The sequence below is a fragment of the Ideonella sp. BN130291 genome (genome assembly GCF_036231905.1).
Classification (GTDB): Bacteria; Pseudomonadota; Gammaproteobacteria; order Burkholderiales; family Burkholderiaceae_C; genus CAMLIZ01.
In genome coordinates this window covers 162,424-189,222 of sequence record NZ_JAZARE010000001.1, presented here as the reverse complement: position 1 = coordinate 189,222, position 26,799 = coordinate 162,424, and the positions used below count along the sequence as shown (strand labels likewise).

The 26,799-nt window shown below is 70.4% G+C and carries 23 protein-coding genes; 13 read left to right on the top strand and 10 right to left on the bottom strand.

What is annotated here, in order from left to right:
* From xdhC to xdhA, 3 genes are read right to left on the bottom strand one after another with little or no spacing between them, the layout of a single operon-like run.
* Window positions 1-807, bottom strand: a complete 807-nt coding sequence (xdhC, locus tag VPH43_RS00885) for a xanthine dehydrogenase accessory protein XdhC (protein ID WP_328575758.1) — start codon at window positions 805-807, stop codon at window positions 1-3.
* Window positions 804-3,134 (bottom strand): xanthine dehydrogenase molybdopterin binding subunit, encoded by a 2,331-nt coding sequence (gene xdhB / locus VPH43_RS00880; protein WP_328575757.1) that lies wholly within the window; start codon window positions 3,132-3,134, stop codon window positions 804-806. The genes xdhC and xdhB overlap by 4 nt, the downstream gene beginning before the upstream one ends.
* A 16-nt stretch (window positions 3,135-3,150) precedes the next feature.
* The gene (gene xdhA, locus VPH43_RS00875; RefSeq protein WP_328575756.1) at window positions 3,151-4,656 is read right to left on the bottom strand and encodes a xanthine dehydrogenase small subunit; all 1,506 of its coding nucleotides are present in this window, start codon (window positions 4,654-4,656) and stop codon (window positions 3,151-3,153) included.
* A gap of 212 nt (window positions 4,657-4,868) precedes the next feature.
* On the opposite strand from xdhA, the gene guaD reads away from it, so the two are divergent.
* The 6 genes from guaD to VPH43_RS00845 all read left to right on the top strand — a co-directional run bounded on the left by guaD (window position 4,869) and on the right by VPH43_RS00845 (window position 12,083).
* Complete coding sequence (gene guaD / locus VPH43_RS00870) at window positions 4,869-6,173, top strand: guanine deaminase (RefSeq protein WP_328575755.1); 1,305 nt, start codon at window positions 4,869-4,871, stop codon at window positions 6,171-6,173.
* A complete protein-coding gene (locus VPH43_RS00865) occupies window positions 6,170-7,717 on the top strand; it encodes an ABC transporter ATP-binding protein (protein WP_328575754.1) in 1,548 nt (515 codons plus the stop codon). Before guaD ends, VPH43_RS00865 begins: the two co-directional genes overlap by 4 nt.
* On the top strand, window positions 7,704-8,819 hold the full coding sequence (locus tag VPH43_RS00860; protein WP_328575753.1) for an ABC transporter permease: 1,116 nt from the start codon (window positions 7,704-7,706) through the stop codon (window positions 8,817-8,819). The genes VPH43_RS00865 and VPH43_RS00860 overlap by 14 nt, the downstream gene beginning before the upstream one ends.
* On the top strand, window positions 8,819-9,742 hold the full coding sequence (locus VPH43_RS00855; RefSeq protein WP_328575752.1) for an ABC transporter permease: 924 nt from the start codon (window positions 8,819-8,821) through the stop codon (window positions 9,740-9,742). Before VPH43_RS00860 ends, VPH43_RS00855 begins: the two co-directional genes overlap by 1 nt.
* Before the next feature lie 52 nt (window positions 9,743-9,794).
* Complete coding sequence (locus VPH43_RS00850; protein WP_328575751.1) at window positions 9,795-10,973, top strand: BMP family ABC transporter substrate-binding protein; 1,179 nt, start codon at window positions 9,795-9,797, stop codon at window positions 10,971-10,973.
* 69 nt (window positions 10,974-11,042) lie between these two features.
* Complete coding sequence (locus VPH43_RS00845; RefSeq protein ID WP_328575750.1) at window positions 11,043-12,083, top strand: adenosine deaminase; 1,041 nt, start codon at window positions 11,043-11,045, stop codon at window positions 12,081-12,083.
* Here the strand turns inward: VPH43_RS00845 and VPH43_RS00840 are convergent.
* The 6 genes from VPH43_RS00840 to corA all read right to left on the bottom strand — a co-directional run bounded on the left by VPH43_RS00840 (window position 11,987) and on the right by corA (window position 17,460).
* On the bottom strand, window positions 11,987-12,454 hold the full coding sequence (locus VPH43_RS00840) for a hypothetical protein (RefSeq protein WP_328575749.1): 468 nt from the start codon (window positions 12,452-12,454) through the stop codon (window positions 11,987-11,989). The genes VPH43_RS00845 and VPH43_RS00840 overlap by 97 nt on opposite strands.
* A 7-nt stretch (window positions 12,455-12,461) precedes the next feature.
* A complete protein-coding gene (locus VPH43_RS00835; protein WP_328575748.1) occupies window positions 12,462-12,872 on the bottom strand; it encodes a heme-binding protein in 411 nt (136 codons plus the stop codon).
* A gap of 83 nt (window positions 12,873-12,955) precedes the next feature.
* Entirely contained in the window at window positions 12,956-13,756 is an 801-nt protein-coding gene (locus VPH43_RS00830; protein WP_328575747.1) for a hypothetical protein, read from the bottom strand.
* Window positions 13,756-16,017, bottom strand: a complete 2,262-nt coding sequence (locus VPH43_RS00825; RefSeq protein WP_328575746.1) for a hypothetical protein — start codon at window positions 16,015-16,017, stop codon at window positions 13,756-13,758. The genes VPH43_RS00830 and VPH43_RS00825 overlap by 1 nt, the downstream gene beginning before the upstream one ends.
* A 23-nt stretch (window positions 16,018-16,040) precedes the next feature.
* The gene (locus VPH43_RS00820) at window positions 16,041-16,229 is read right to left on the bottom strand and encodes a hypothetical protein (protein WP_328575745.1); all 189 of its coding nucleotides are present in this window, start codon (window positions 16,227-16,229) and stop codon (window positions 16,041-16,043) included.
* Between the two features lie 262 nt (window positions 16,230-16,491).
* Entirely contained in the window at window positions 16,492-17,460 is a 969-nt protein-coding gene (gene corA / locus VPH43_RS00815) for a magnesium/cobalt transporter CorA (RefSeq protein ID WP_328575744.1), read from the bottom strand.
* Window positions 17,461-17,598: 138 nt separating this feature from the next.
* Between corA and VPH43_RS00810 the strand changes: the two genes are divergently transcribed.
* The 6 genes from VPH43_RS00810 to VPH43_RS00785 all read left to right on the top strand — a co-directional run bounded on the left by VPH43_RS00810 (window position 17,599) and on the right by VPH43_RS00785 (window position 23,355).
* A complete protein-coding gene (locus VPH43_RS00810; protein ID WP_328575743.1) occupies window positions 17,599-18,093 on the top strand; it encodes an FxDxF family PEP-CTERM protein in 495 nt (164 codons plus the stop codon).
* 11 nt (window positions 18,094-18,104) lie between these two features.
* Window positions 18,105-18,989 (top strand): EpsD family peptidyl-prolyl cis-trans isomerase, encoded by an 885-nt coding sequence (locus VPH43_RS00805; RefSeq protein WP_328575742.1) that lies wholly within the window; start codon window positions 18,105-18,107, stop codon window positions 18,987-18,989.
* 20 nt (window positions 18,990-19,009) lie between these two features.
* The gene (xrtB, locus tag VPH43_RS00800) at window positions 19,010-19,885 is read left to right on the top strand and encodes an exosortase B (protein WP_328575741.1); all 876 of its coding nucleotides are present in this window, start codon (window positions 19,010-19,012) and stop codon (window positions 19,883-19,885) included.
* Window positions 19,882-20,553 (top strand): exosortase C-terminal domain/associated protein EpsI, encoded by a 672-nt coding sequence (locus VPH43_RS00795; protein ID WP_328575740.1) that lies wholly within the window; start codon window positions 19,882-19,884, stop codon window positions 20,551-20,553. The genes xrtB and VPH43_RS00795 overlap by 4 nt, the downstream gene beginning before the upstream one ends.
* A 104-nt stretch (window positions 20,554-20,657) precedes the next feature.
* A complete protein-coding gene (locus VPH43_RS00790) occupies window positions 20,658-21,728 on the top strand; it encodes a BMP family ABC transporter substrate-binding protein (protein ID WP_328575739.1) in 1,071 nt (356 codons plus the stop codon).
* A gap of 37 nt (window positions 21,729-21,765) precedes the next feature.
* Window positions 21,766-23,355, top strand: coding sequence for an ABC transporter substrate-binding protein (locus VPH43_RS00785; RefSeq protein WP_328575738.1), 1,590 nt, complete (start codon window positions 21,766-21,768; stop codon window positions 23,353-23,355).
* A 15-nt stretch (window positions 23,356-23,370) separates the two neighbouring features.
* On the opposite strand, the gene VPH43_RS00780 is transcribed toward VPH43_RS00785, so the two are convergent.
* On the bottom strand, window positions 23,371-25,137 hold the full coding sequence (locus tag VPH43_RS00780) for an ExeA family protein (protein WP_328575737.1): 1,767 nt from the start codon (window positions 25,135-25,137) through the stop codon (window positions 23,371-23,373).
* Window positions 25,138-25,197: 60 nt separating this feature from the next.
* On the opposite strand from VPH43_RS00780, the gene VPH43_RS00775 reads away from it, so the two are divergent.
* A complete protein-coding gene (locus VPH43_RS00775; protein WP_328575736.1) occupies window positions 25,198-26,775 on the top strand; it encodes a hypothetical protein in 1,578 nt (525 codons plus the stop codon).
* The last annotated feature ends 24 nt before the right edge of the window (window positions 26,776-26,799 follow it).

Below are 26,799 nucleotides of genomic sequence, written 5' to 3'. Positions count from 1 at the left end.
TCAACTGCTCCACTGCAGCAGCTGCGCCACCACGCCCACCGCGATCACCTCCGGCTCCTTGCCGGTGATGCCCGGCAGGCCGATCGGGCAGACCAGGCGCTGCAGCTGTGCTTCCGTGACACCGCGCTCCTGCAGCCGGTGTTCGAAACGGGCGCGCTTGGTGGCCGAGCCGATCAGGCCCAGGAAACCGAAGTCACCGCGCCGCAGAACCGCCTCCACGATCGCCAGATCCACCGCGTGGCTGTGGGTGAGCACGAGGTAGAAGGCACCAGCCGGGGCGCCGGCCACTTCGGCCTGCACCTTGTCCACGCACACGCACTCGATGTGCGGCGGCAGCTCGCTGCGCACGGGGAATTCGGCGTCGCGTTCGTCGATCCAGCTCACGCGGCAGTCGATGCCCGCCAGCACCCGCACGATCGCGCGGCCCACATGGCCGGCGCCGTACAGCTGCAGGTGAAATCGCGCCAGCGGTTCGGGCCAGCGGGCGAGGCTGTCGCCATCCAGCGGCGTGCGCCGCAGGGTGACCGCGCCGCCGCAGCACTGGCCGAGCGCGGGCCCGAGGGCGTAACGCTTTTCGTGCAGCTGGCGTGCGGTGCCTGCGGCCAGCGCCGCGCGGGCGTCGGCAATCGCCTGCAGCTCCAGGTGCCCGCCACCAATCGTGCCTTCCACCGCATCGGCGCTCACCAGCATGCGCGCGCCCGCTTCGCGCGGCGTGGAGCCTTGCGCTTCCAGCACCTGCACCACCACCGCGGGGCGGGCGGCGGCCAGCCAGGCCAGCGCCGTGCGGCGCAGGGTGGCTTCGTTCATGGCAACGCACCCAGCGCCCGCAGGATGGCTTCCGGCGTGGCCGGTGCATCCAGGCGGGGGTCGGCGTCCGGCCCCAACGCCGCGGCCACCGCATTGCGCAGCGCCAGCCACACCGAGAACGCCAGCAACAACGGCGGTTCGCCCACCGCCTTGGAGCGGTGGATGCTGTCGTGCGCATTGCGGTTGTCGAACAGCTGCACCTGCAGCGCCTCGGGCACGTCGTTGGCGGTGGGGATCTTGTAGGTGCTGGGCGCGTGGGTGAGCAGGGCGCCCGTGGTCGCGTGCCACACCAGCTCCTCGGTGGTGAGCCAGCCCATGCCCTGCACGAAGCCACCTTCCACCTGGCCGATGTCCAGGGCCGGGTTGAGTGACTGGCCCACGTCGTGCAGCAGGTCCGCACGCAGCAGCCGCCATTCGCCGGTGAGCGTGTCCACCAGCACCTCGCTCACCGCCGCGCCATAGGCGTAGTAGTAGAACGGCCGACCCGTCAGCGTCTCGCGGTTCCAGTGCAGCCCCGGCGTGGCATAGAAGCCGTCGGACCACAGCTGCACCCGCTCCAGGTAGGCGCGCGCCACCAGGTCGCAGAAGGCCAAGGTCGTGCTGCCGGCGGTCACCGTGTCATTGCCGAAGCGCACGTCCTCCGGTGCACCGCCGTGCAGGCGCGCGGCCAGTGCGGCGAGGCGTTCGCGGATCTGGCGCGCCGCGTCCTGCGCGGCCTTGCCGTTCAGGTCCGCGCCGGTGGAGGCCGCGGTGGCGGAGGTGTTGGCCACCTTGGTGGTGTCGGTGGCGCTCACGCGCACGCGCTCGAAGGGCACACCCAGTTCATGCGCCACCACCTGGGCCACCTTGGTGTTCAGGCCCTGGCCCATCTCGGTGCCGCCATGGTTCACCAGGATGCTGCCGTCCTGGTACACATGCACCAGCGCGCCGGCCTGGTTGAGGTGGGTCACGTTGAAGGAGATGCCGAACTTCACCGGCGTGAAGGCGATGCCCTTCTTCAGCACCGGGCTCATCGCGTTGAAGCGCGTGATGCCCAGTTTGCGCACGGCGTAGTCGCTGCTGTCGATCAACTGCTGGGTGAGCTCGTGGATGACGTTGTCGTCCACCGTCTGGCCATAGGGCGTGACATTGCGCTCCTGCGTGCCGTAGTAGTTGGCCTGGCGCACGGCGACGGGGTCGCGTTTGAGCCGGGTGGCGATGCGCTCCAGGATGGCCTCGATCGCGATCGCACCCTGCGGCCCGCCAAAGCCGCGGAAGGCGGTGTTGCTCTGCGTGTTGGTGCGTGCCAGGTAGCCATGGATGGCCACGTTGGGCAGCCAGTAGGCGTTGTCGAAGTGGCAGATGGCTCGCGTCATCACCGGCCCCGACAGGTCCGCCGAGTAACCGGCGTTGCCGATCAGCGTGATCTCCACGCCGAGGATGCGGCCCGCATCGTCGAAGCCCACCTCGTAGTCGTATTCGAAGCCATGGCGCCGGCCGGTGACGAGGAAGTCATCGTCGCGGTCCAACCGCAACTTGACCGGCCGGTTCAGCCGCTGGGCCGCCACCGCGGCCACGCAGGCGAACAGGGCGGACTGCGATTCCTTGCCGCCGAAGCCACCACCCATGCGACGGCATTCCACCCGCACCTGGTGCGCTTTCAGGCCACACGCATGGCCCACCACCATCTGCATCTCGCTCGGGTGCTGGGTGGAGCAGTGCAGGTGGATGCCGCCGTCGTCGGTGGGCAGCGCGTAGGAGATCTGGCCTTCGAGGTAGAACTGCTCCTGCCCGCCCACCGTGAGCGAGCCCTGCAGCCGGTGCGGCGCAGCCTGCAGCGCGGCCGCCGGGTCGCCGCGGGTGAGGTGCATGGGCGGCAGCACGTAATGCGCCTTGGCGTGGGCCTCGCGCACGTTCAGCACGGCGGGCAGCGGCTCGCAGCGGATCACCTCCTTGGCCAGCGCCGCGGCCTGGCGCGCGGCCTGGCGGCTTTGTGCGATGACAGCAAAGACGGGCTGGCCGAGGTAGTGCAGTTCGCCATCGGCCAGGATGGGGTCGTCGTGCACGATCGGGCCGCAGTCGTTCACACCAGGAATGTCGGCGGCCGTGAGCACCGCCACCACGCCGGGCAGGGCCTGCAAGCGCTGCAAATCAACGCCCAGCAGCCGGCCATGCGCCACTGGCGACAGTCCCAGCGCAGCATGCAGGGTGCCGCTGGCTTCGGCGATGTCGTCGGCATAGGCGGCACGACCGGTCACATGCAGCGCGGCGGATTCATGCGGGCGGCCCACGCCGACCTGCGGCGTGGGAAGCGGCTCGGTGAGGGGCGCGTCGACCAGCTTGTTCATGGTCTGTCCTTGGTGTTCAGACGACGGCGCGGCGCACGTCGTGCCACACGTCGAGTTCGGCCGCCGGCAGCGGCGCGGCCGGCCGGGTCTCGAGCCAGAAGCGCCTGAGCAGTTGGCCCACCACATGGGTGCGGTAGGCCGCGCTGGCGCGCAGGTCGGTCAGCGGCTGGAAGTCGGCGGCGAGTGCCTGCAGCGCGGCGGTGAGCGTGGCTTCGTTCCAGGGCTGGCCCTGCACCACCTGTTCCGCCCCGGCGGCGCGCTGCACCACCGCGGCCATGCCGCCGAAGGCAAAACGCGCGCTGCGCACGATGTCGCCGTCGAGCTCGATGCTCAAGCCGGCGGCCACCGCCGAGATGTCGCTGTCGAAGCGCTTGGACACCTTGTAGGCGCGCATCCGCTGCGATGCGGTGGGCAGCGGCACTTCCACCGCCTCGATGAACTCGCCGGGCTGCAGCGCGTTTTTCATGTAGCCGAGGTAGAAGGCTTCCAGCGGCAGGCGGCGCTGCTGGGTGCCGCGGCGCAGCAGCAGCGTGGCGCCCAGGGCCATCAGCACTGGTGCACCGTCGCCGATGGGCGAGCCATTGGCCAGGTTGCCCACCAGCGTGCCGGCATGACGCACCGGCGGCGAGGCAAAACGCAGCCACATCGCCTGCAACTGCGGCCAGTGCTGCACCAGCGTGGCCCAGCCGTCTTCGAGGCTCACCGCGGCGCCGATGCGCAGCTGGGCGTCGTGCGTCTCGATGCGGCGCAGCTCGGCCACGTCCCCGATGAAGAGGATGTCGCCCAGCTCGCGGAACTGCTTGTTCACCCACAGCCCGATGTCGGTGCAGCCGGCCATCAAACGGGCCTGCGGCTGCTGCTCGCGCAGGGCCGCAAATTCGGCCAGGGTGCGCGGCGCCCAGAAGCGGCGGCCGTCGAACTCATAGGACAGCGGCGGCTCGGCCTGCAAGGCGTTCAGCTGCTCGCGCAAGCTTTCAACCGGCAGGCGGCGCTGCGGCAGCTCGAACATGCGCTGGCCGGCGTCCAGGATGGGACGGTAGCCGGTGCAGCGGCACAGGTTGCCGGCCAGCTCGTCCGCCAGCTCGGCGCGGCTGGGCCTGGTGCGGGCTTGGCAATGGCGCTCGTAGCTGGCCGCCATGCTCATCACGAAGCCGGGGGTGCAGAAGCCGCACTGCGAGCCGTGGCAGTCCACCATCGCCTGCTGCACTGGGTGCAGCTGCGCGCCGTCGCCCAGCGCGGTGACGTCCTCCACCGTGAGCAGCGCCTTGCCGTCCAGCGCCGGCATGAACTGGATGCAGGCGTTCACCGTCTTCAGCTGAAGGCCGCCCACGTTGCCGGGTGCATCGGACCGCTCCGCCACGATCACGGTGCAGGCGCCGCAATCGCCTTCGGCGCAGCCCTCCTTGGTGCCGGTGCAGCGCGCATCCTCGCGCAGCCAGTCCAGCACCGTGCGCGTGGGCGCGATGCCGCTGACGCTGACGGTGCGGCCGCGGTGCACAAAACGGATAGTGCGAGTGGTCATGCGACTGAAGGGTGGGGAGGGCTTGCCCTAAGTTAACGGGTTGTACCCCTCGTTGTATACGATGCTCGCCATGGCGGCTATACGCCGCACCGTATGGCGGCCTGATCGCCATTGACGAAGATCCGCCGTCACCAGTAAGGGTATTCGCACGTGGCCCCCCAGCGCAGCGTCCACACAGCCGTCCATAGGCGTCCATTCCAGAGGGCCAGGCGATGAGCCGGCTCGCCCTGCGCGGCGACCTGCTGGACTTGGACGCCGACCCCGGCCTGGACGATGCCAGCGGCCCTGGCGCACGCTTCCGCCCCGATCACTGGCTGCTGATCGAAGATGGCCGCATCGTGGCGGTGCAGCCGCAGGCGCCGGGTGAGGACTGGCCACGCGAAGACCATCGCGGCCGGCTCATCCTGCCGGGCTTCATCGACACCCATGTGCACAGCGGCCAGATCGACGTGATCGGCGCCTATGGCACCGCGCTGCTGGACTGGCTGGAGAAGCACACCTTCCCGGCCGAGCGCCGCATGGCGGACGCCGACCACGCGCAGCGCATCTCCGCGCTGTTCCTGGACGCGCTGCTGGCCACCGGCACCACCAGCGCCTCGGTGTTCCCCACGGTGCACGCCACCTCGGTGAATGCGCTGTTCGAGCAGGCGCAGGCCCGCGGCATGCGGCTGATTGCCGGCAAGGTGCTGATGGACCGCCATGCGCCCGACTTCCTGCGCGACGACGTGGTGCAGGCCGAGCTTGACAGCCGCGCGCTGATCGAACGCTGGCATGGCAACGGCCGCCTGGCCTATGCGGTGACGCCGCGTTTTGCGCCCACCAGCAGCGACGCGCAGCTGGCCATGGCCGGCCGCCTGCTGGCATCAACGCCGGGCCTTTACATGCAGACCCATGTGGCGGAAAACCAGGACGAGGTGCGCTGGGTGGCAGAGCTCTTCCCTCAGGCCCGCAGCTACCTGGACGTGTATGCGCAGCACGGCCTGCTCACCGAGCGCGCCATCTTCGCGCATGGCATCTGGCTGGACGATGCCGACCGCGCCGCCTTGCGCGCGAGTGGTGCACAGCTGTCGCACTGCCCTTCGTCGAACCTGTTCCTCGGCAGCGGCCTGTTCGACTGGGCCGCGGCGCAGGCGGCGGGCATCCCGGTGAGCCTGGGCTGCGACGTGGGCGGCGGCACCAGCCTGTCCATGCTGCGCACCATGGCCGACGCCTACAAGGTGCAGGCCATGGCGGGCCGCCGCCTGACGGCCTGGAAGACGCTGTATGCGGCCACCCTGGGTGCGGCGCGTGCACTGCGGCTCGACCATGAAATCGGCAGTTTGGCCGTCGGTACACTCGCCGACGTGGCGGTGTGGGACTGGGCCGTGGGCCCGGTGGCGGCGCGGCGCCATGAAGTGGCACGCGACGTGCATGACCGCCTGTTTGCATGGATGACGCTCGGCGACGAGCGCAACCTGGTCGCCACCTTCGTCGCCGGCCAACGGCGCTACGGCTCAACTGCTCTGCGCACCCCATGACAACCTCCGTGCCTCGACTCGAGCTGCTGAGCATCACCAAACAGTACCCGGCGGTGTGCGCCAACGACAAGGTGTCGCTGCGCGTGATGCCCGGGCAGATCCATGCCGTGCTGGGTGAAAACGGCGCCGGCAAGTCCACGCTGATGAAGATCATCTACGGCGCGGTGCGGCCCGATGCCGGCGAGGTGCGTTTCAACGGCCAGCCGGTGCAGGTGAAGAACCCGAGCGAGGCCCGTGCGCTGGGCATCTCCATGGTGTTCCAGCACTTCTCGCTGTTCGACACACTCACCGCGGCGGAGAACGTCTGGCTCGGCCTGGACAAGGGCCTCCCGTTGCCCAAGGTCATTGAACGCATCCGCCAGGTGGCCGGCGAATATGGCCTGGAGGTGGACCCGCTGCGCCCGGTGCACACGCTGTCGGTGGGTGAGCGCCAGCGGGTGGAGATCGTGCGCGCGCTGCTCACCCAGCCGCAGCTGCTCATCCTGGACGAGCCCACCTCGGTGCTCACGCCGCAGGCGGTGGACAAGCTCTTCATCACCCTGCGCAAGCTGAGTGCCAACGGCTGCGCCATCCTCTACATCAGCCACAAGCTCGACGAGATCCGCGCGCTGTGCCACCACTGCACCGTGCTGCGCGGCGGCAAGGTCACCGGCGAGGTGGACCCCACGCGCGAGACCAATGCCTCCCTGTCGCGCCTGATGATCGGTGCCGAGCCGCCCGAGCTGGAGCACCGCGAGGTGGCGCTGGGTGAGGTGGCCTTGAAGGTCGGCGGCCTCAGCGTCCCGAAGCGCGACCCCTTCGCCACCGCGCTGGACAGCGTGGGCTTCGAGGTGCGCGCCGGCGAGATCCTCGGCGTGGCGGGCGTGTCGGGCAACGGCCAGCAGGAGCTGATGGCCGCGCTGTCGGGCGAGGACGATCGCTCCCCCGCCGGCAGCATCAGCCTCTTCGGGCAGGACATCGCGCGCCGCGGCCCGGCCGCGCGCCGCAGGCTGGGCCTGCACTTCGTGCCGGAGGAGCGGCTGGGCCGCGGCGCGGTGCCCACCTTGTCGCTGAAGGCGAACACCCTGCTGACGCGCACCGAGAACGTGAACCCCAGCGGCTGGATCCGCACCCGCGATGTGCAGCGGCTGGCCGAGCAACTGATCGCGCGCTTCCAGGTCAAGGCCGGCGGGCCGGATGCGGTGGCCAAGAGCCTGTCCGGCGGCAACCTGCAGAAGTTCCTGATGGGCCGCGAGATCGACGCGAAGCCCAGGCTGCTGATCGTGTCGCAGCCCACCTGGGGCGTGGACGTGGGCGCCGCCGCGCAGATCCGCGGCGAGCTGCTCAAGCTGCGCGATGCCGGCTGCGCGCTGCTGGTGGTGAGCGAGGAGCTGGACGAGCTGTTCGAGATCAGCGACCGGCTGGTGGTGATGGCGCAGGGCCGGGTGTCGCCGCCGATCGCGCGCCGCGACGCCACGGTGCAGCAGATCGGCGAGTGGATGTCGGGCTTGTGGGGCCGCGACAAGGCCGGCGCCGCGGTGGAGGAGCCTCATGCTCAAGCTTGAGGCCCGGCCCCAGCCCTCCAAGGCCATGTCCCTGGCCTCGCCCTTGATCGCGCTGGCGATCACGGTGCTGGTCGGCATCGCGCTGTTCATGCTGCTGGGCAAGGACCCGGTGCGTGGGTTGCAGATGTTCTTCGTGGAGCCGGCGAAGAACGCGTATGCCTTGTCCGAGCTGAGTGTGAAGGCCGTGCCGCTGGTGCTGATCGCGCTGGGCCTGGCGGTGTGTTTCCGCTCCAACATCTGGAACATCGGTGCCGAAGGCCAGTTCGTGCTGGGCGCGATGGCGGGCGGCTGGGTGGCGATGCAGGCGGACGCGCACACCGGGCGCTGGATCGTGCTGGCCATCCTGTTGGCGGGGGTGCTGGGTGGCATGCTGTGGGCGGCCATCGTGGCGCTGCTGCGTGACCGCTTCAATGCCAACGAGATCCTGGTGAGCCTGATGCTGGTGTACGTGGCCGACATGCTGCTGGGCTATGCGGTGTATGGCCCCTGGAAGGACCCGCAGGGCTACAACTTTCCGCAAAGCATCAGCTTCCTCGCGGTGACCAAGATCCCGCGCCTGTTTGACGGCAGCCTGCGCATCAACATCGGTGCGCCGATCGCACTGCTGGCGGTGGGGGCGTGCTGGCTGTTCCTGTTCCGCACCTACCGCGGCTTCCAGCTGCAGGTGGGCGGGCTGGCGCCGGCGGCGGCGCGTTATGCCGGCTTCTCCTCGCGCACGGCCTTGTGGACGGCGCTGCTGCTGTCCGGCGGCGCGGCCGGGCTGGCGGGTGCGCTGGAGGTGGCGGGGCCGCTCGGGCAGCTGACACCCTATGTACCGGCGGGCTACGGCTTCGCGGCCATCATCGTCGCCTTCGTCGGCCGGCTGCATCCGGTGGGCATCGTGTTCTCGGCCGTCCTGATGAGCATGTTCTACATCGGCGGCGAACTCGCGCAGTCGCGCCTGGGCCTTCCGAAGGCGATCACCGGCGTGTTCCAGGGCCTGCTGCTGTTTGCGCTGCTGGCCTGCGACACCTTGATCCACTACAGCTTGCGTTGGGCACCGGCGCAGCCGCGGCCGGTGGCGCCGGCTGCGGCCCACACCACCACGGTGAAGGAAGCCTGATGGACGAGACCCTCTCGCTGCTGCTCGCGGCCACCCTGAACGCCGGCACGGTGCTCGCACTGGCCGGGCTGGGGCTGCTGATCAACGAACGGGCCGGCATCGTCAACCTGGGGGCCGAGGGCATGATGCTGGTGGCCGCCGTCGCCGGCTTCGCCACCTCGGTGCACACCGGCAACGACTGGCTGGCCTTCGGTGCCGGTGCGGTGGCCGGGGCTGCGATGGCCGCGGTGTTCGGGCTGCTGGTGATCTGGCTCAACACCAACCAGTACGCCAGCGGCCTGGCCTTGAGCCTCTTCGGCAGCGGCTTCTCCGCCTTCGTCGGCCTGCCCTACACGCAGGAGAAACTGGCCGACCGCCCGCACTTCGCCATCCCCGGGCTGGCGGACATTCCCTTCATCGGGCCGGCGCTGTTCCGCCACCATCCGATGGTCTACATCGCGATCGCGCTCACGGTGGCGCTGGCGTGGTTCCTCTACCGCTCGCGCGCCGGGCTGGTGCTGCGCGCGGTGGGCGAGTCGCCCGAGTCGGCGCATGCGCTAGGCTACCCGGTGCGGCGCATCCGCTTGCTGGCCGTGGTGGCCGGCGGTGCGCTGTGCGGCGTGGGTGGGGCCTACCTGTCGGTGATCTACACCCCGCTGTGGGTGGAGGGCATGGTGGCCGGCAAGGGCTGGATCGCGCTGGCGCTCACCACCTTCGCCACCTGGCGGCCGGCGCGTGTGCTGCTGGGGGCCTACCTCTTTGGCGGCGTGACCATGCTGCAGTTCCAGCTGCAGGGCCAGGGCGTGGAGATCGCGAGCCAGTTCCTCACCATGCTGCCCTACCTCGCCACCATCGTGGTGCTGGTGCTGATCTCCCGCAACCCGGCGTGGATCAAGATCAACATGCCGGCGTCGCTGGGCAAACCCTTTTTTCCGGGCTCGTGAGCGCCCGGATAATCCGCCCTTCATATCTTCACACCCGACGGAGAGAGACCGCATGATTCCCATCTCGAAGCGCTCGCTGATCAAGTGGGCCGGCTGGAGCTCGCTGGCCGCCACCGCCGCCCTCGTGGGCTGTGGCAAGAAGGAGGAAGCAGCGCCCGCCGCGCCGGCTGCATCCGCCGCCGCCAGCGCCCCAGCGGCGCCGGCTTCGGCCCCCGCCACGGCCAAGCTGAAGATCGCCTTCGCCTACGTGGGCCCGGTGGGCGACGCCGGCTGGACCTTTGCGCACGACAAGGCACGCAAGGCGGTGGAAGCGGAATTCGGCGACCGCGTCGAGACCACCTTTGCCGAGAACGTGCCCGAAGCGGCCGATGCCGAACGTGTGTTCCGCGACTTCGTGGGCCAGGGCAACAAGCTGATCTTCGGCACCACCTTCGGCTACATGGAGTCCATGCTCAAGGTGGCCGCCGACAGCAAGGACGTGAAGTTCGAGCATGCCACCGGCTACAAGGGTGCCGAGAACATGCGCACCTACGACTCACGCACCTATGAAGGCGCCTACATGGCCGGCGTGATCGCCGGCAAGATGACCAAGACCAATGTGCTGGGCGTGGTGGGCTCCATTCCCATCCCCGAGGTGATCCGCAACATCAACGCCTACACCCTGGGCGCGCAGAGCGTGAACCCGAAGGTGAAGACCAAGGTGGTGTGGGTGAACAAGTGGTTCGACCCGCCCAAGGAAGGCGAAGCCGCGCAGAGCCTGATCAACCAGGGCGTGGACGTGCTGATGCAGAACACCGATTCGTCGGCCGTGCTGCAGACGGCCGAAAAAGCCGGCAAGTACGGCTTCGGCTGGGATTCGCCGATGGGCAAGTTCGGCCGCAACGCCCACCTCGGCTCGGCCATCATCAACTGGGAGCCCTACTACAAGAAGGCCGTGAAAGAGGCGCTGGACGGCACCTGGAAGGCCGGCGACAACACCTGGTGGGGCGTGAAGGAAGGCGCCATCGACCTGGTGGAGCTGTCCGACAAGGTGCCTGCCGATGCCAAGGAGGCGCTGGAGAAGGTGAAGGCCGGCCTGAAGGACGGCAGCTTCGCCATCTGGAAGGGCCCGATCGTCACCAACGATGGCAAGGAGATGCTGAAGAAGGACGAAGTCGCCGACGACAAGTTCCTGCACGGCATCAACTTCTTCGTGAAGGGCGTGGACGCGAAAGTGCCGACCGGCAAGTGAGCGTGATGCGCTAGCAGTACCCGAGGCCGCTCGCTGCAACGAGCGGCCTTTGTCCTTTCAAGGCAAGCCATGACCAACGATTTCGACGCCATCCCACGCGAGCGCCTGCCCGAGCTGCTGCGCCGCATGCCCAAGGCCGAACTGCACTTGCACATCGAGGGCTCGCTGGAGCCGGAACTCATCTTTGCGTTGAGCGCACGCAACCGCGTGGCACTCGCGTATCCCAGTGTGGAGGCGTTGCGCGCGGCCTATGCCTTCACCGACCTGCAGAGCTTTCTCGACATCTACTACGCCGGCGCCTCGGTGTTGCTGAAGCCGCAGGACTTCGAGGACATGGCGATGGCCTACTTCGCCAAGGCGGCGGCCGAGAACGTGCGCCATGCGGAGCTCTTTTTCGACCCGCAGACGCACACCGACCGCGGCGTGCCCTTCGGCACCGTGATCGACGGTCTCACCCGTGCGGTGCAGCGCGCGCGCGACGAACTCGGCGTGAGCGCCGCGCTCATCATGTGCTTCCTGCGCCACCTGAGCGAGGAGGCGGCATTTGCGACACTGGAGCAGGCGCTGCCCTACCGCGACCGCATCGTCGGCGTGGGCCTGGACAGCGGCGAGCGGGGCAACCCGCCCGAAAAGTTTGCGCGGGTGTTCGCCCGCTGCCGGGAGCTCGGTTTGCACCTGGTGGCCCACGCGGGCGAGGAGGGCCCGCCGGCCTATATCGCTGCAGCGCTGGACGTGCTGAAGGTCGAGCGCATCGACCACGGCGTGCGCTGCGTGGAAGACCCGGCGCTGGTGCAGCGCCTGGTGCGCGAGCAGGTTCCGCTCACCGTGTGCCCGCTGTCCAACGTGAAGCTGTGCGTGTTCGGCACCCTGGCGCAGCACAACCTCAAGGCGCTGCTGGACGCGGGCCTGAAGGCCACGGTCAATTCGGACGACCCGGCCTACTTCGGCGGCTACGTGAACCAGAACTACCTGGAGACCTTCGAGGCCGTGCCGGCGCTCACCGCGCGCGACGCCTACGTGCTGGCGCGCAACAGCTTCGAGGCCAGCTTTGCCGGTGAGGCGGACAAGCGCCGCTGGATCGCCGAGCTGGACGCGGTGTTCGCCGGCTGATGCACCACCCGCGTGGCCGACGGCGCGGCCGCGCCGGCGTGCCGCCGAGCCGGCTGCAGCACGCGCTGCTGCAGCGCAGCCTCGCGCCGCACCGCGGGGTCGGCTTCGGCATCCTCGACGAGCGCCGCTTCCACCCGGTCCACCGCGTCCTGCAAGTCGGCCACCGCGTCGGCCACTTCGTCGAGCTCGGTCTTCACGTCGGCCACCTGCTGGGCCAGGCCGATGGACGAGGGCTGCGGAGCGTTCAGTTCGCCGCGCAGGGCGTTCAGTTCCCAGCCCACCCACAGCACGGCGGCCAGCATCGCCACCCGCCAGACGATCCGCGCCGTGTGCGCTGCGGGGTGGGCCGCGTGCGATGCAGTGCTGTCCATGCCGTCCTCACTGCCCCGCGGCCACGGTGCGCACGGCCGCCTTGGCGACCTGGGCATCCTGCTCGGACTTGACACCCGACACGCCCACCGCGCCCACCACCTGCCCTTCGCACACCACCGGCACGCCGCCTTCCAGCATGCCGTGCAGCGGAGCCGACAGGAACGCCGTGCGGCCGTTGTTGATCATGTCTTCATAGGCCTTGGATTCGCGCCGGCCGAGCGCCGCGGTGCGCGCCTTGTCGGTGGCGATGGCCGCGCTGGCCGGCGAGGCGCCATCCAGGCGCTGCAAGCCCAGCAGGTGGCCGCCATCGTCCACCACCGCGATGGTCACGGCCCAGGCGTTGGCCTGGGCTTCCTGGCGGGCGGCGGCGAGCATCTGCGCCACTTCGTCCGCGGTCAACACCGGTTTGCTGTTCATGGGGGTTCAACTTCGCTGTGTGATGGTGCCGGCACTTTACCGGGCGCGCGGGCCGGCGCGTGCGCCGCATGCGGCGGCCCGTGCTATCGCAGCTGCAGCTGGTAGCGGCCGTCGGTGTAGGCCAGCGCGACGTCGGTCACACGCGGGTCGGCGCCACGGTAGGCCCGCAGCAGGCCGGCCAGTGCCGCGGCCTGCGCAGAGACCGCCTGCTGCAGCGCGTCGCTGTCGCAGGCGAGGTCGCCGGCGCCGGACGCGGGGGGTGCACAGCGGCCTTGCACGCCGGTGGACGGAGCCGGCAGGCGGCCGAGCTGCTGCTGCAGCGCCAGGGCGATCTGCGCACGCGCGGCGTCCTGCATCCGGGCCAGCGCCGCCTCCGGCGGCGGCGCGGTCGATGCGCTGGGCGGCAGCGGCTGGATCGACGGCATCGCGGCCCAGGGTCGTGGTGCCCTGCCACCCCAGCCGATGGCCGCCGGTGCGAAGGCCACGCCCGCGATGGCCTGCGGCGCCGACGCGGCTGGCTCAGGTGCTGGTAGGGCCGCGACCGCCGCCTGTGCAAGGGCCTTGGGGGAGGGTGCTGCGGTGGGCGCGGCGGCCTGCTTGCGCGCCGCCGCCGGCCGCGGGGCTCGCGGGGGCGGGGTGTCTGTCCGGGCGGACGTGGCGGGCGCCGGTGCCGGCGCCGCAGCGGGTGCCAGGGCCAGCCAGGTGATGTGCGGTCGGGCGGCGGCCGGCCGCACCGGGCTGCTGCCCGGCCGCTGCGACGGCGTGCCCAGCCAGGCCAGCAGCAGCCCATGCGCGAGGGCCGAGGCCGCGAAGCCCCAGCCCACCCGTGTGCGCGGCCGCCATGGTGTCGCGGTGGGCTGCAGGCCCGCCGCAACGCCGGCCATCAGAACTTCACGTCGCCGTGGATCACCCGCGGCGCGTCCGTCACCACCGGCCGGGCGCCGATGTAGATCGGCGAGTTGGCATCCGACGGGTCCGCCAGGCTGCTGGCCGTGGGCAGGGTGAGCCCGCTGGGCAGGGTGACACCCGCCGCGGCACACACCGACACGTCCTTGCGGGCAAAGCGGATCTCGCGGTCCAGCCACTTGGCCAGCAGCGGCGTGCCGCCCAGGCTGACCCGGCCCAGCACCTCGTCCATCGGGATCACGAAGGCCGGCACGTAGCGCGACTCCTGGCCTTCGCAGCTCACCGGTTCGTTGGTGGTGCGCGAGACGCAGTGGCCCGGGATGCCCCAGAGCTCGCCGAAGCCGCCGTACTGCAGCACGATGGACTTGCCGGCATAGGCGCCGTAGGCCGTGCCGGTGGGCACGTTGTAGGTCACCTGCAGCGGCGCATCGAAGGTCACCAGGGCACCGCTGCCGTCCTTCAGCGCGGCGAACTGGTTCCACTGGTTGGGGCCGGTTTCCCACTGGTAGTAGGTGGCCATTTCCTCGACCTTGTAGTCGCAGTAATGGCTGGTGTCGTTGGTGCACTGGGCGCCGGCCAGGTCGGTGAACAGGCGCCCGGTGCGCAGGCCGTGCTGGTATTGCGGGCGGCTTTGCAGCGCGTCGCGGTTGGTGAAGGTCACCGCGGCGCCGGCGCCGTCCTTCAGCAGCACATGGGTGGTGTCGGTGCTGTAGCTCACCACCGCGTCGCTGCCCGAGGGCATCCAGTTGTTGAAGGTATTGGCCACGAAGGGTGACTGCGCGTTCGAGCCGTCGGCAAAGTAGGCGCCGATGCTGGCTGCGGTGGGGCAGTCGCGCAGGCAGTACAGCGTGGTCGGCATGTCGGCCGGGTACACCAGGTCCTGGGTGCGGTAGATCACGTTGACGTTGGCCGACTGCACGCTGCCGGTCACGCCGGCCAGCGGGATGAAGAGCTCGCCGCCCAGCGTCTGCGACCAGCCGCGCACACCCCCCATGGGCGCAAAGAACGAGGGCTGCACCGTCTGCTCGGCCGACAGGTCATGCGTCTGGCAGGGGCCGTTGCCGCACTCCATGGTGGCGGTGACCTTGAAGGCGCCGGCGCTGTCGTCCCAGTACATCTCGTACTGCGTGTTCGACTGCGCACCGGGGTAGAAGTTGGTGGCGTCGCCCACCCAGGTCTGGAAGTGCAGCTTGTCGGTGGCGGCCAGGGTGCGGGTCTGCTTGCTGTACTTCATCAGCCGGCCATCGGCCTTGAGCAGGGCATAGGCGGTCTTGGTGGGCTGGCCGGCGCCGTATTCCACCCGCTGCACCGTGGTGCCGCTGGCGATGTTCACGCCCGGGGGCACGTTCAGGCCCCAGTAGCCGATCTGACCGCGCTCGACCTGGCCCTGTGCGCCGGTGAACTCGATCGGGAATCCGGAGTTGCGGTTCACCCGCTCGCCGGTGCTGGCGTCGTACAGGCCGTAGCGCCACACCGACATGCCGGTCTCGGGGTCGCTCGCATCGCGTGAGAAACACTGGTCCTGCGTGCCGTCGGAGCGGCGGAAGTAGCTGGCGTTGTAGGCGAAGGAATAGGCCAGGGGCTGGCCCTGCTCCGTCATCTGCAGCATGCCGGCGCCGCTGTCGGTGCCGGAAGTGGTGAGCCGCAGCGCCTTGCCGCCGCCACCACCGGCGCCATCGCCTTCGAGCTCGAAATAGCTGATGCCGTCGGCGCTGCCCTCGAGGTAGCCATTCATCATGCAGGGGCCGCCGCTGTCGCCCTTGCCGCAATAGTCCATGCGGAACACGCCGTACGGGTTGTTGGCGGTGGGCGCTTCGGTGGCCGAGATGTTGATGAAGATGGTGGCGCTGAAGTCCTGTTCCTTCTCATCGGCCCACACCTTCACGCGCATCGGCTCGCTGTTGGAGCTGCGGCTGGAGTTCACCGTCGCCGTCATGTAGTTGGGCGCGTTCGCCGCGCCGCTGGACGAGCTGTCGTTGCCGGCGCTCTTTTCCGGGTCGCACTTGGTCTTGTCGACCATCGCGAAGTAGTTGGGCTGGTTCACCAGCGCTTCCGGCCGCATGGAGCCGATGAAGCAGGTGATCATGTTCACCTGGCCCACGCCGCGCGAGGTCGCGTCTTCGACGTGGCTGTTCTGGGTGTCGGTGCGGTAGGGCGAACTGCTGCCCGGCGCGGCCAGGGCCAGGGCGGGCAGGGCGGCTGCAAGGGCAGCCACCAGGGTGCGGGGGCGAAGCGTCATGGTCGTTCTCCGGAGGCGTCGGCTTACTGGGCGTTCTTGGCGGTCACCACCGATACGCTGGTCGGCGTGCTCACTCCGGTGATGGTCTGGGCTGTCGGCCCGCTGGCGCCGCCCGCGGGCGCGGCCACGGCCTGGGGAGCAGGGCTGCCGCCACAGGCGGCCAGGGTGCAGACCAACATTGCCAACGCGGCAGCTCGTGCAAAACGCTCCATCAGGGTCTCCTTCGGTGAACTCTCGATGACAGGGTGGCCGCGGCCGGGCATGGCACCCGGGGCCGCTGGCAGCTCCCTGTCTATCGGTTCGTTTGGTTACCCCTTGAAGCGAGCCTGGCGCGCGCCGCGTGACAAGTTGGCGCTTTGCCATCCGCTGCCCGGTGAGCGGTGCGCGAGGGGCGCTGGACGGCATGTGCGACCCGTGCGGACCTCACGTGCCCCGGGCGCTCAGGTCATGGCCACTGGCGCGGCCGGCAGCGTGCTACAGCCAGCCCGCCTTGCGGAAGCGCCACCACAGCAGCCCGCAGGTGGTGACGATCAAACCGAGCGCGGCCGGGTAGCCGAAGTGCCACTTCAGCTCGGGCATGTGCTCGAAGTTCATGCCCCAGATGCCGGCGAACGCGGTGGCCACTGCGAAGATGCCGGCCCAGGCGGCCAGCCGCTTGGTGACCTCGGACTCCTCGATCGTCACCATCGACAGGTTTACCTGGATGGCGGTGCCGATGGTGTCGCGCAAGGTGTCCAGCGTGGCATTGATGCGGATCAGGTGGTCATACACATCGCGGAAGTAGTCGCGGCTGGTCTCGCACACCCGCGGCACGCGGCCCAGGCTCAGCTTGCCGGCGGCTTCCATCAGGGGCGCCACCGCATGCTTGACGGTCATGATGCGGCCCTTTAGCGCGTACAGCTGCTCGATGTTGGCGCGTGCGGCGCCCGGCTCGAAGATGCGGCCCTCGATCGCTTCCAGCTCGCTCTCCAGCGCATCGATCACCGGGAAGTAGCGGTCCACCACCGCGTCCATCAGGGCATAGAAGACAAACCCTGCACCATGGCGCAGCAGCTGCGGCTCACGCTCGGCCCGCGCGCGCACACCCAGGAAACCTTGCTGGCTGTTGTTGCGCACCGAAAGCACGAAATTCGGCCCGGCGAACACCGCCACCTCGCCGGCGCGCAGCGCGTCGGTGGCAGTGAACTCCACCGTGTGCATCACCGCAAACACGGTGTCGCCGTATTCCTCCACCTTGGGCCGCTGGTGCCCATGGCGTGCGTCCTCCACCGCCAGCTCGTGCAGGGCGAACTCCTGCTGCATGGTGTGCAGCTCTTCGTCGGTGGCGTCGCGCAGGGCCACCCAGACGAAACAGCCGGGCCGCTGCAGGTAGTCGCTCACTTCCGCGATCGGGATGTCGGCCAGCTTGGTGCCGTCCTGGTAGGCCACACAGTTGATCAGCATGCTGACTCCCCATCCCCTGGATCGGGTGATTGTGGGATCTTCACAGCCGCTTCCCCCGGCATGAGGGGTAGGCCCTTCGCTGGCGCATGTGACAAGATGTTCCTCAACTTGTAACGAACGCTCAATGGAGGAGACCTCATGAAGATGCGCGCATTGGCCGCGGTGGCGGCGGGTGCCCTGGCCGCGGGCCCGGCGGTAGCCGACGTGTTCAACCTCGGCCTGCTGGACATGTCCAAGCCGCTGTACCACTCGTTCAGCAACTACGTGGGCAACTTCGCCGACGTCTACACCTTCACCATCCCCGGCTCGTCCACCACCGTGAACGGCGATACGACCACCGTCAACTTCGGGACGATGTGGAACGTGAGCCTCAGCTCCGCCACCCTCACGGGCACCGGCCTGGGTGCGAGCCAGATGGACAGCAACCCCAACGACGGTTTTTCGTTCTACGGCCTGACCGGCGGTGGCAGCTACGCGCTCACCCTCACGGGCACGGTGGACGGCACCGGCCTGGCGGGTGTCACCGGCATCTATGCCGGTTATGTCACCGCCGTGCCCGAGCCGCAGACCGTGGCGATGGTGGCCATGGGCCTGTTGCTCACCGGCGTGGCGCTGCGCCGCCGCCGCAGCTGAGCGTCACTGCGATGTTGTTCCCCGCGCCAGGGCGCGCGGCGCTGCTGCTGGCGGCCGCCGCTGCGGTGCTGCCCTTGCTGCAAGGCTGCGGCCGGCATGATGCGGCGCCGAAATCCAGCCAGATCGCGGCCAAGGTGAACGAGGGGGAACTCTCGCTGCACCAGGTGCAGTACCTGTTGCAGCGCCAGCCACGCATCAACGACCTGTACGCCGACGCGGCGCCCAGGGTGGCGCTGGATTCCCTGGTCGAACAGGAGCTGGCGGCCCAGGCCGCGCGCGAGCAGGGCATCGAAAGCGACCCGGCCTTCGTGCAGGGCATGGAGGCGGCGCGGCGCGAACTGCTGGCGCGCATGTACCAGGAACAGCTGGCCGCCAAGGTGGAGCGCCCGGGCAGCGACGAGGTCGACCGCTACTACGACGCCCATCCCGCGCTGTTTGGTGAGCGCCGCATCTTCACGGTGCAGGAGTTCGCAGTCGATGTGCCCGGCCCGGCGCAGGCCGCACTGCAGCCCGTGCTCGCTTCGGCGCGCTCGGCGGCCGAAGTCCAGGCCGCGCTGGACCGCGCCGGGCTGCGCTACCGCACCGGCGTGACGGTGCAGCTGCCGGAGAACGTGCCGGTGCGCCTGCTGGACACGCTGCACAAGCTCGAAGAAGGCCGCTCGATGGTGCTGGACACCACGCCCGCGCTGCGGGTGTGGACCGTGCTCAAGACGCAGGATGCGCGGGTGGAGCGCGCCCAGGCGCGCGAGCCGATCCAGGCCTACCTGCTGGCCGATCGCAAGCGCCGGCTGGTCAGCGCCCGCATGGGCGAACTGCGCCGTGCGGCCCAGGTGAACTACGTCGGCCGTTTTGCCCAGGCGGCCAGCGCCGCCGGCGACCAGCCCGTGCAGCGCTGAGCGCGCTGCACGCTCGCCCCGTGTCGCCCACCGCCTTGCCGCCGGCCCCTGCCCTGGGCGGCGGCGATCGACTCCCGCTGCTGTGGCTGGCGGCCGGCCTGGCGGCCCTGTTCGTGCCCACCTTGTGGGATCTGAGCGCCGGTGCCTGGAGCTCGCACGCTCAAGGCCATGAGCTGCTGTTCGCGGCCGTGTCGGCCTGGCTGCTCTACCAGCGCCGCGATCAGCTGCTGGCCGCTGGGCCACAACCGCGCCTGCTGCCCGGGCTGCTGTTTGGCGCGGGCCTGCTGATGTACGTGGTGGGGCGCAGCCAGCAGCTGCTGCGCCTGGAGATCACCGCCCTGGTGATGGTGCTGGCCGCACTGGTGCTGTTGTGCGGCGGCCGGCGCGGGCTGCGCGCCGCAGCCTTTCCGCTGTTCTTCCTGCTGCTCATCATGCCGCTGCCCTACAGCCTGGTGCTGGCGCTGACCGGGCCGCTGAAGCTGGCGGTGTCGGCGGTGGCCACCCAGCTGCTGTTCTGGGCGGGCGCGCCGGTGGGGCGCTCAGGCGTGGTCGTCACCATCGGCCAGTACCAGCTGCTGGTGAGCGAGGCCTGTGCCGGCCTGCAGACCATGTTCACGCTCGAGGCCATGGGCCTGCTCTACGCCAGCCTGCGCAGCGGCGGCTCGGCTTTGCTCAATGCGCTGCTGGCCGTGCTGGTGGTGCCGGTGTCCTTCGTGGCCAACGTGATCCGCGTGATCGTGCTGATGCTGGTGACCTACCGGTTCGGCGACGCGGTGGGGCAGGGTTTCGTGCACGGCTTTGCCGGGCTGGTGCTGTTCACGGTGGCGCTGGTGCTGATCTTTGCCCTCGACTGCGGGTTGCGCCGGCTGCTGCCGCGCACCGGGAGCGCAGCATGAACCTCGACCGCCGCCTGGCGCTGGGCCTCGGTGCCGGCATGGGCTTGGCCGCACTCATGGCGCAATGGGCCAGGCCGGTGGCCGACCCCGCGCGGGACATGACCACGCTGGACACCCTGTTCCCGCGCCGGTTCGGCCCCTGGCACACCGACGCCGGCGCCGAGCTCTTCGTGCGCCCCGCCCGGCAGGAAGGCCGCCACCTCGGCATCTACGACCAGGTGCTGGAGCGCACCTATGTGGACGCGCAGGGCCGCCGCATCATGCTGCTGGCCGCCGAGGGTAGCGAGCAGTCGGCCGGGCTGCAGCTGCACCGGCCGGAGGTCTGTTATCCGGGCAACGGTTTCCGTGTCGCGGGCCTTCGGAAAGTGACGCTGCCGCTGAGTGACCGGTCGCTGCCTGGCACGCGGCTGCATGCCAGCCTGCCGGGCCGGTCGGAGCCCATCACCTACTGGACCGTGCTGGGCGGCGAGGCCGTGGCCGATGACACCGCCTTCCGCCTGCGCCAGCTGCGCTTTGGCCTGCGCGGCCGCCTGCTGGACGGCATGCTGGTGCGGCTGTCGACGATCACGCCCGATGTGGAGCAGGCCTACGCCCTGCATGCGCGCTTTGCGGCGGAGCTGGCCAGCGCGTTGTCACCCGACGTGCGTGCCCGCGTGGTCGGCGCCTGAGCCGTACGGCCGGGCCACCGGCCACTGAACCCCGGCTTCTACAATCGAATGCTGCAGCGGGCTGCCACCGCCCGGTGAATTCGGTGGCCATGTCGAGGACAACCATGCTCAAAAACCTCATCGGCGCCATCGCCCTGGCGTTCCCGCTGGCCACACCGGCACAACCCAACACCACCGCACCGCTGAAGGTCGGCTTCGTCTACGTCAGCCCGGTGGGGCAGGCGGGCTGGACCTTCCAGCATGACCAGGGCCGGCGCGAGATGGAGCGCACGCTCGGTGCGCAGGTGAGCACCACGGTGGTCGAAGGTGTGCCCGAAGGCGCGGACGCCGAACGGGTGCTGCGCGACCTGGCCTTGCAAGGCCACCGGCTGATCTTTGCCACCAGCTTCGGCTACCTGGAGCCCGCGCTGCGCGTGGCGGCCGACTTCCCGCAGGTGAAGTTCGAACATGCGGGCGGCTACAAGACCGCCCCCAACCTCAACACCTACAACGCGCGCTACTACGAAGGCCGCTACCTCGCCGGCCTGGTGGCCGGGCGCAGCAGCCGCAGCGGCATCGCCGGTTATGTGGCGGGCTTTCCGGTGCCCGAGGTCATCCAGGGCATCAACGCCTTCACGCTCGGCATGCGCGCGGCCAACCCCAACGCGCAGGTGCGGGTGACCTGGCTGAACACCTGGTTCGACCCGGCCAGGGAACGCGAGGCCGCGCTGGCGCTGGTGGCCCAGAGTGCGGACGTGCTCACCAACCACAGCGCCTCGCCCGCGGTGGCGCAGGCGGCGGAAGACAAGGGCGTGAAGCTGCTGGCCTACCAGAGCGACATGAGCGCCTTTGCCCCGCATGCGCAGCTGGCCGCGGTGACCCACCACTGGGGCGGCTACTACACGCAGGTGGCGCGCGGCGTGATCGACGGCCGCTGGGCCGCGCGGCCGGTGTGGGGCGGCATGAAGGACGGCTTCGTGCGCCTGAGCGCCATTGCGCCGTCGTTGCCGAAGGCGGTGCGCGACGAGGTGGCCGCGCGTCGGCAGGCCATCGAGGCCGGGCGCCTGAAGCCCTTCTCCGGCCGGCTGGTGGACAACGCCGGGCGCGTGCGCCTGGAACACGGTGCGCTGGACGACGCCGCCATCGCGGCCATGGACTGGTTCGTGCAGGGCGTGGCCACGCCGGCGCAGAAGTAGCACACTCGCGGACGTTGCCTGTCAGGGAGCGTCCAACATGAGACGGATCCGCACGGTTCTTCTGGGGCTGCTGGTGCTGGCCGGCGGTGCCGGCCACGCAGCCACCTTGCGTTACGCCAGCGGCTTCGACCCGCAGACCCTGGACCCGCATGCGCTGGCGCTGCTGTACCAGACGCGGGTGGTCACGCAGGTGTACGAGGGCCTGGTCAATCGCGCCAAGGACTTCAAGACGCTGGAGCCGTCGCTGGCCACGCGCTGGGAGATGGTGAACCCCACCACCTGGCGCTTCACCTTGCGGCCGAACGTGAAATTCCACGACGGCACGTCCTTCACCGCCGACGATGCCGTGTTCTCGATCGAGCGCGCGCTGCAGAAGACCTCGCAGCGGGCCAACCAGATGCGTGGCATCACCGGTGCGCGCAAGGTGGATGCGCTGACCATCGAGGTGCTGAGCGCGGCGCCGGATGCGGTGCTGCCGGAAAAGCTCTGGCCCATCGCGATGATGAGCAAGGCCTGGTGCGAGGAGCACAAGGTGACCCTGCCGCAGGACTACAACGCCAAGCAGGAAACCTACGCGGTGCGCCATGCCAACGGCACCGGCCCCTTTGTGCTGGCGAGCTACGAGTCAGACGTGCGCACCGTGCTCAAGGCCAACCCGCAGTGGTGGGGCAAGGGCACGCCGGCCGGCGGAGGCAACCTCGACGAAGTGCAGTACATCGTGATCCAGTCGGACGCCACGCGGCTGGCCGCGCTGCAGTCCAACCAGGTGGACTTCGTGATCGACCCGCCCTTCCAGGACCTGCCGCGCCTGAAGGCCGACCCGGCGCTCAAGGTGGTGGAGATCGAGGACATCGGCACCCAGTACCTCGCCTTCGACCAGCGCCGTGCCGAGCTGCCCGGCAGCGGCCTGCCCGGGCAGAACCCGTTCAAGGACCTGCGCGTGCGCAAGGCGATCCAGCTCGCGGTGGACACCGACCTCATCGTGCGCCAGGTGCTGCGCGGCCAGGGCACGGCCACCGGCTCGCATGTGGCGCCGCTGGTGGACGGCTACCTGCCGGCCTTCGAGAAGCGGCCCAAGGCCGACCCCGCCGCCGCACGCGCGCTGCTCAAGCAGGCGGGCTACGAACGCGGCTTTGCGGTGTCGCTGGACTGCGTGAACGCAAGCTACCGTGCCGCGGTGTGCCAGGCGATCGCGGCCATGCTGGAAAAGGTGGCGATCAAGGTCAATTTCCAGCCCTCGCCCACGTCGACCTTCTTCCCCAAGCTCACCCAGGCCACCAGCAGCTTCCTGGAGTTCGGCTGGTCGCCGGGCGTGGACCCCTGGAACATCCTGCAGTCGCTGGTGCGCACCAACGACGGCTTGCAGGCGGGCGCCTTCAACGCGGGCCGTTATTCCAATCCGAAGCTCGATGCCCTGATCGACGCCATCCGCGTCGAGCCGGACATCACCAGGCGCCGCAGCCTGGTGGCCGACGCCTTGAAGCTGATGCACGAGGACCTGCCGCTGATGCCGCTGTACCGGCGCCACCACAACTGGGCCATGCGCCCCGGTGTCAAGGTGGTGCAGTGGCCCAACGACGTGCTGGAGCTGCGCTGGGTCACGATGGCGGGCACACCGGCCCGCTGAGGCGCCGGCGCCCGCTCAAGGCGTGGCGGCCGTGCGCAGGCGCGGTTCGTCCACCGCGCTGGCCTGGTTGATCTGCATCAGCGTCAAGGGCCCGGCCAGGCCGTCAGGTGGCAGCCCGTGGGCCAGCTGGAAGGCGAACACACGGGCCTTCAGGGCCTCGTCCGACAAGCCGGTGGCCGGCTGGCCATCGATCGCGGCCAGCCGTTGCGCCAGCCAGGTGGCCAGCGGGCTGCCCGCGCTCACCAGCTCGCCCGGTCGGTAACCCGGCGGCGCGCGCCAGAGGGTGGCGAACTCGCCGCGCCAGGCCTGCGCCAGCACGCCCAGCGGCACCTGGTACTCCCCGCCGTCCAGGCGCAGGGTGGCGCTGTGGGCGCTCAGGCCGGTCAGCAGCACCTGGGCCATGCGGCCCTGCGCGTCCGCGAGGTTGACGATGCCCGGCCGCGCCAGCTGGCGGATCGGGCCCAGCCCGCCGCGGCTGCGATAGCAATGCACCGGGCTGGAAGCCGGCACGGCGCAGGGCTGGTCGCCGGGCAGGGCCGCGCCCCACAGCCCCGCCAATTCACGCCACGCCCGTCTTTCGTCGGCGGCACCGGCCACGAACAGCGCATCCAGGCTTTGCAGCAGCCGAGGCGCGGTGGAGGGTCCGGCTTTGGCGGGCAGCTCAGGTACCGGCGTGGGGGTCGCCGGTGACGCAGCCGATGCGCCGGGTGGAGGGGATGCAGCGGGTGCTGCGGAGGCAGTGGATGTGGTGGATGCCGGCGCCGCCGGCAGGGCGGAGGCGACCGATCGGGAGGCGGTGGCGGCCGGCGCCGGCACGGCGGCCAGCGCCAGCGGCTGGCCGGTGGCCCGCTCGGGCGCCCAGGCACGCTGCGCCATCGGCCCCAGCACGACCAGGCCTGCGGCCACCGCCAGCACGGCCACGCCCCCGGCCACCAGCCGGCCGGTGTGCGGCGGCGCCGGGGCACGTGTCTTGAGCAGCGCGCCGAAGACGTCGGCTGCGGCGCGGTCCACCAAGGCCCGGTCCACCTGCCGGCTGTTGCTCGCCTGGGCCAGCAACAGCGCGCGGTCGCACAACACGTTGATGCGGCGCGGCACGCCGCGGCACAGGCTGTGGATGCGCTGAAGCGCGTCGTCCTGGAAGGGCAGCGGCCCCTCCAGGCCGGCCACCGCCATGCGGTGCGCGATGTAGCGTGCGGTCTCCGCCGGCGGCAGGGCGGCGAGGTGGAAACGCGCCACCACCCGCTGCGCGAGCGGCTCGAGCTCCGGCCGTTCGAGCAGGGTGCGCAGCTCGGGCTGGCCGATCAACAGCACCTGCAGCTTGCCGCCGCTGGTGTCCAGGTTGGTCAGCAGCCGCAGCTGCTCCAGCACGTCGGTGGACAGGGCCTGTGCCTCGTCCACCACGATCAGGGTGCGGCGCCCGCGTGCGGCGGCCAGCAGCAGGTGCCCGTGGATCACATCGATCAGGTCCACGCCCGCATCGGCCGCGGGCCGCTCGATGTTCAGGTCGTCGCACACGCGGGCCAGCAGCGTCTGCGCGCCCAGGCGCGGGTTCACCACGTTGGCCACGTCGAACTGCGGCGGCAGGTGCTCCAGGAAGTGGCGCCAGACGGTGGTCTTGCCGGCGCCGATCTCGCCGGTGAGCAGCACGAAGCCGGCACCGCGGTGCAGCCCGTACGTCAGGTGCGCCAGCGCCTCCCGGTGCTGCTCGCTCAAGTACAGGAAGCGCGGATCGGGCGCCACCGAAAACGGCTCGCACTTCAACCCGAAAAACGACTCGACCATCGGTGAAGGATAAGGCACCCATGAGCGCGGCCGAATCTGCGATGCTCGGGGCCTGCGCCGATGTCAGACCCGAGTCCGCCCCGCTCCACCGCCGCCATCCCGTCGATGGTGGCCCTGCCTGAGCCGCCATCGCTGGCCCAGTGCCTGGCGCTCGCGCTGCTGCTGCACCTGCTGGCGGCCTTGTTGCTGGGCAACACGCCGGGTGGCAGCGCGCGCCGCGGCGAAGGCGTGTGGGGCCCGCTGAATGTCACATTGCAGGGCGCACAACGCGGCCGCGGGCGCGAGGAAGCCACCGTCCGCTCCGATGCCTACACCGGCCCCCAGGGCACGGCGGTGCAGCGGCGCTGGGGCGGCGCAGCGCGGCCCGCCGACAGTCCGCCCGTGCCCGACACGCCGGGTGCCGCACGGCTTGGCGAATGGGCGGCCACGCCGCCGCGCGACGACGCGCCGGCGAATGGCAGCCCGCCGGAGACCGGGGCCTTGCCACGCCAGGAGCTGGCGCCACCGGTGGAGTTCACGCCTGCGCCTGCGCCTGCGCAGGCGCAGCAGCCGGTGCAGCGTGCCGAGCCGGAGCCGCCGCCACCGGTGGATGTGAAGCCGCTCGAACTCCCCTCACCCGCGCGCAGCGCGATGCCGCTGCAGCGGCTGCCGGAGCCGGTGGTCGCCAAGCCGGCTGAGCCTGTGGCGCCACCTGCCGCACCGGTTGCGCCGCCGCTGCCGGTGGAGCGCGCGCCTGCGCCCGCGCCGGCACAGATCGCGCCCTTGCCGGCGCCACTGCCGCCCACGGCGATGCCGCGAGTGGCCGCACCGGCGGAGCCCCCATCCGTCTTGCCTCCACCGCCGGCGCCTGCACCGCCCCAACGCGCGCCTGCGCCAGCGCCGGTGGAACTGGCGCCAGTGCCCTTGCCGGTGGCGCCATCGGCCATGCCGCGCCTGGCGCCCCCGGTGGAACAACCGGTGGTGCGCCCGCCCACGGCGCCTACGGCGCCACGGCCTGTGCCGGAGCCGCCCCTGCCGGTGCCGAAGGCGGCAGAGCTGCCGCGCCCCACGCCCGTGCCCCTGGTCCAGCCACCCGAGCCGATGCCGGCGCCCGTGCTGGCGCCACCCGCGCCCGCGGAGCAGCCTGTGGTCCAGCCTCCCGCACCCACACCGGCCCCCGTCTCGCCGCCTGTTCAGGCACCCACCACCACGCCGGCACCGGACAGCGCGCCCCGATCGCCCGAGTCGCCGAAAGCCGCGGCACGTACCACCACGGAGCCGGCGCCGCAGGCGCCCGGCGTGCGGCCTCCCAGCAGCCCGGGGGCCACACCGTCACCGCTGAATCGGCCCGGCTTGGGGGCGTCGCCGGACGCGGGTGCGCAGCTCGGTCACGACGTCGCCACGCCGCCGTCCCTGCCGGCCAGTGCGCCGCGCCTCAACCTGGAACTGGTGCGCCCGCGCGGCGGCCTGGTGTCCAGCCAGGGCTCGCGCGGCGTGCTGCCGGTGCTGCCACATCCGCCGGAGCACAAGTCCAAGCTGGCCGAGGACATCGAGAAGGCCGCCAAGCCGGACTGCCGCAACGCCTATGCCGACAAGGGCCTGCTGGCGGTGGTGCCGCTGGCGATCGATGCGGTCAAGGGCAGCGGCTGCAAGTGGTAGCTGGCGGCGGCGGCGCCGCGCGAT

What these genes read in the sequence shown, in the direction of transcription:
- xdhC (WP_328575758.1), bottom strand. Translation starts at nt 807, where the DNA reads ATGAACGAAGCCACCCTGCGCCGCACGGCGCTGGCCTGGCTGGCCGCC.
- VPH43_RS00790 (WP_328575739.1), top strand. Translation starts at nt 20,658, where the DNA reads ATGCTCAAAAACCTCATCGGCGCCATCGCCCTGGCGTTCCCGCTGGCC.
- VPH43_RS00845 (WP_328575750.1), top strand. Translation starts at nt 11,043, where the DNA reads ATGACCAACGATTTCGACGCCATCCCACGCGAGCGCCTGCCCGAGCTG.
- VPH43_RS00830 (WP_328575747.1), bottom strand. Translation starts at nt 13,756, where the DNA reads ATGGCCGGCGTTGCGGCGGGCCTGCAGCCCACCGCGACACCATGGCGG.
- VPH43_RS00825 (WP_328575746.1), bottom strand. Translation starts at nt 16,017, where the DNA reads ATGACGCTTCGCCCCCGCACCCTGGTGGCTGCCCTTGCAGCCGCCCTG.
- VPH43_RS00785 (WP_328575738.1), top strand. Translation starts at nt 21,766, where the DNA reads ATGAGACGGATCCGCACGGTTCTTCTGGGGCTGCTGGTGCTGGCCGGC.
- VPH43_RS00850 (WP_328575751.1), top strand. Translation starts at nt 9,795, where the DNA reads ATGATTCCCATCTCGAAGCGCTCGCTGATCAAGTGGGCCGGCTGGAGC.
- xdhA (WP_328575756.1), bottom strand. Translation starts at nt 4,656, where the DNA reads ATGACCACTCGCACTATCCGTTTTGTGCACCGCGGCCGCACCGTCAGC.
- VPH43_RS00820 (WP_328575745.1), bottom strand. Translation starts at nt 16,229, where the DNA reads ATGGAGCGTTTTGCACGAGCTGCCGCGTTGGCAATGTTGGTCTGCACC.
- VPH43_RS00855 (WP_328575752.1), top strand. Translation starts at nt 8,819, where the DNA reads ATGGACGAGACCCTCTCGCTGCTGCTCGCGGCCACCCTGAACGCCGGC.
- VPH43_RS00840 (WP_328575749.1), bottom strand. Translation starts at nt 12,454, where the DNA reads ATGGACAGCACTGCATCGCACGCGGCCCACCCCGCAGCGCACACGGCG.
- VPH43_RS00835 (WP_328575748.1), bottom strand. Translation starts at nt 12,872, where the DNA reads ATGAACAGCAAACCGGTGTTGACCGCGGACGAAGTGGCGCAGATGCTC.
- VPH43_RS00805 (WP_328575742.1), top strand. Translation starts at nt 18,105, where the DNA reads ATGTTGTTCCCCGCGCCAGGGCGCGCGGCGCTGCTGCTGGCGGCCGCC.
- VPH43_RS00775 (WP_328575736.1), top strand. Translation starts at nt 25,198, where the DNA reads ATGTCAGACCCGAGTCCGCCCCGCTCCACCGCCGCCATCCCGTCGATG.
- VPH43_RS00810 (WP_328575743.1), top strand. Translation starts at nt 17,599, where the DNA reads ATGAAGATGCGCGCATTGGCCGCGGTGGCGGCGGGTGCCCTGGCCGCG.
- xdhB (WP_328575757.1), bottom strand. Translation starts at nt 3,134, where the DNA reads ATGAACAAGCTGGTCGACGCGCCCCTCACCGAGCCGCTTCCCACGCCG.
- guaD (WP_328575755.1), top strand. Translation starts at nt 4,869, where the DNA reads ATGAGCCGGCTCGCCCTGCGCGGCGACCTGCTGGACTTGGACGCCGAC.
- VPH43_RS00865 (WP_328575754.1), top strand. Translation starts at nt 6,170, where the DNA reads ATGACAACCTCCGTGCCTCGACTCGAGCTGCTGAGCATCACCAAACAG.
- corA (WP_328575744.1), bottom strand. Translation starts at nt 17,460, where the DNA reads ATGCTGATCAACTGTGTGGCCTACCAGGACGGCACCAAGCTGGCCGAC.
- VPH43_RS00795 (WP_328575740.1), top strand. Translation starts at nt 19,882, where the DNA reads ATGAACCTCGACCGCCGCCTGGCGCTGGGCCTCGGTGCCGGCATGGGC.
- VPH43_RS00780 (WP_328575737.1), bottom strand. Translation starts at nt 25,137, where the DNA reads ATGGTCGAGTCGTTTTTCGGGTTGAAGTGCGAGCCGTTTTCGGTGGCG.
- VPH43_RS00860 (WP_328575753.1), top strand. Translation starts at nt 7,704, where the DNA reads ATGCTCAAGCTTGAGGCCCGGCCCCAGCCCTCCAAGGCCATGTCCCTG.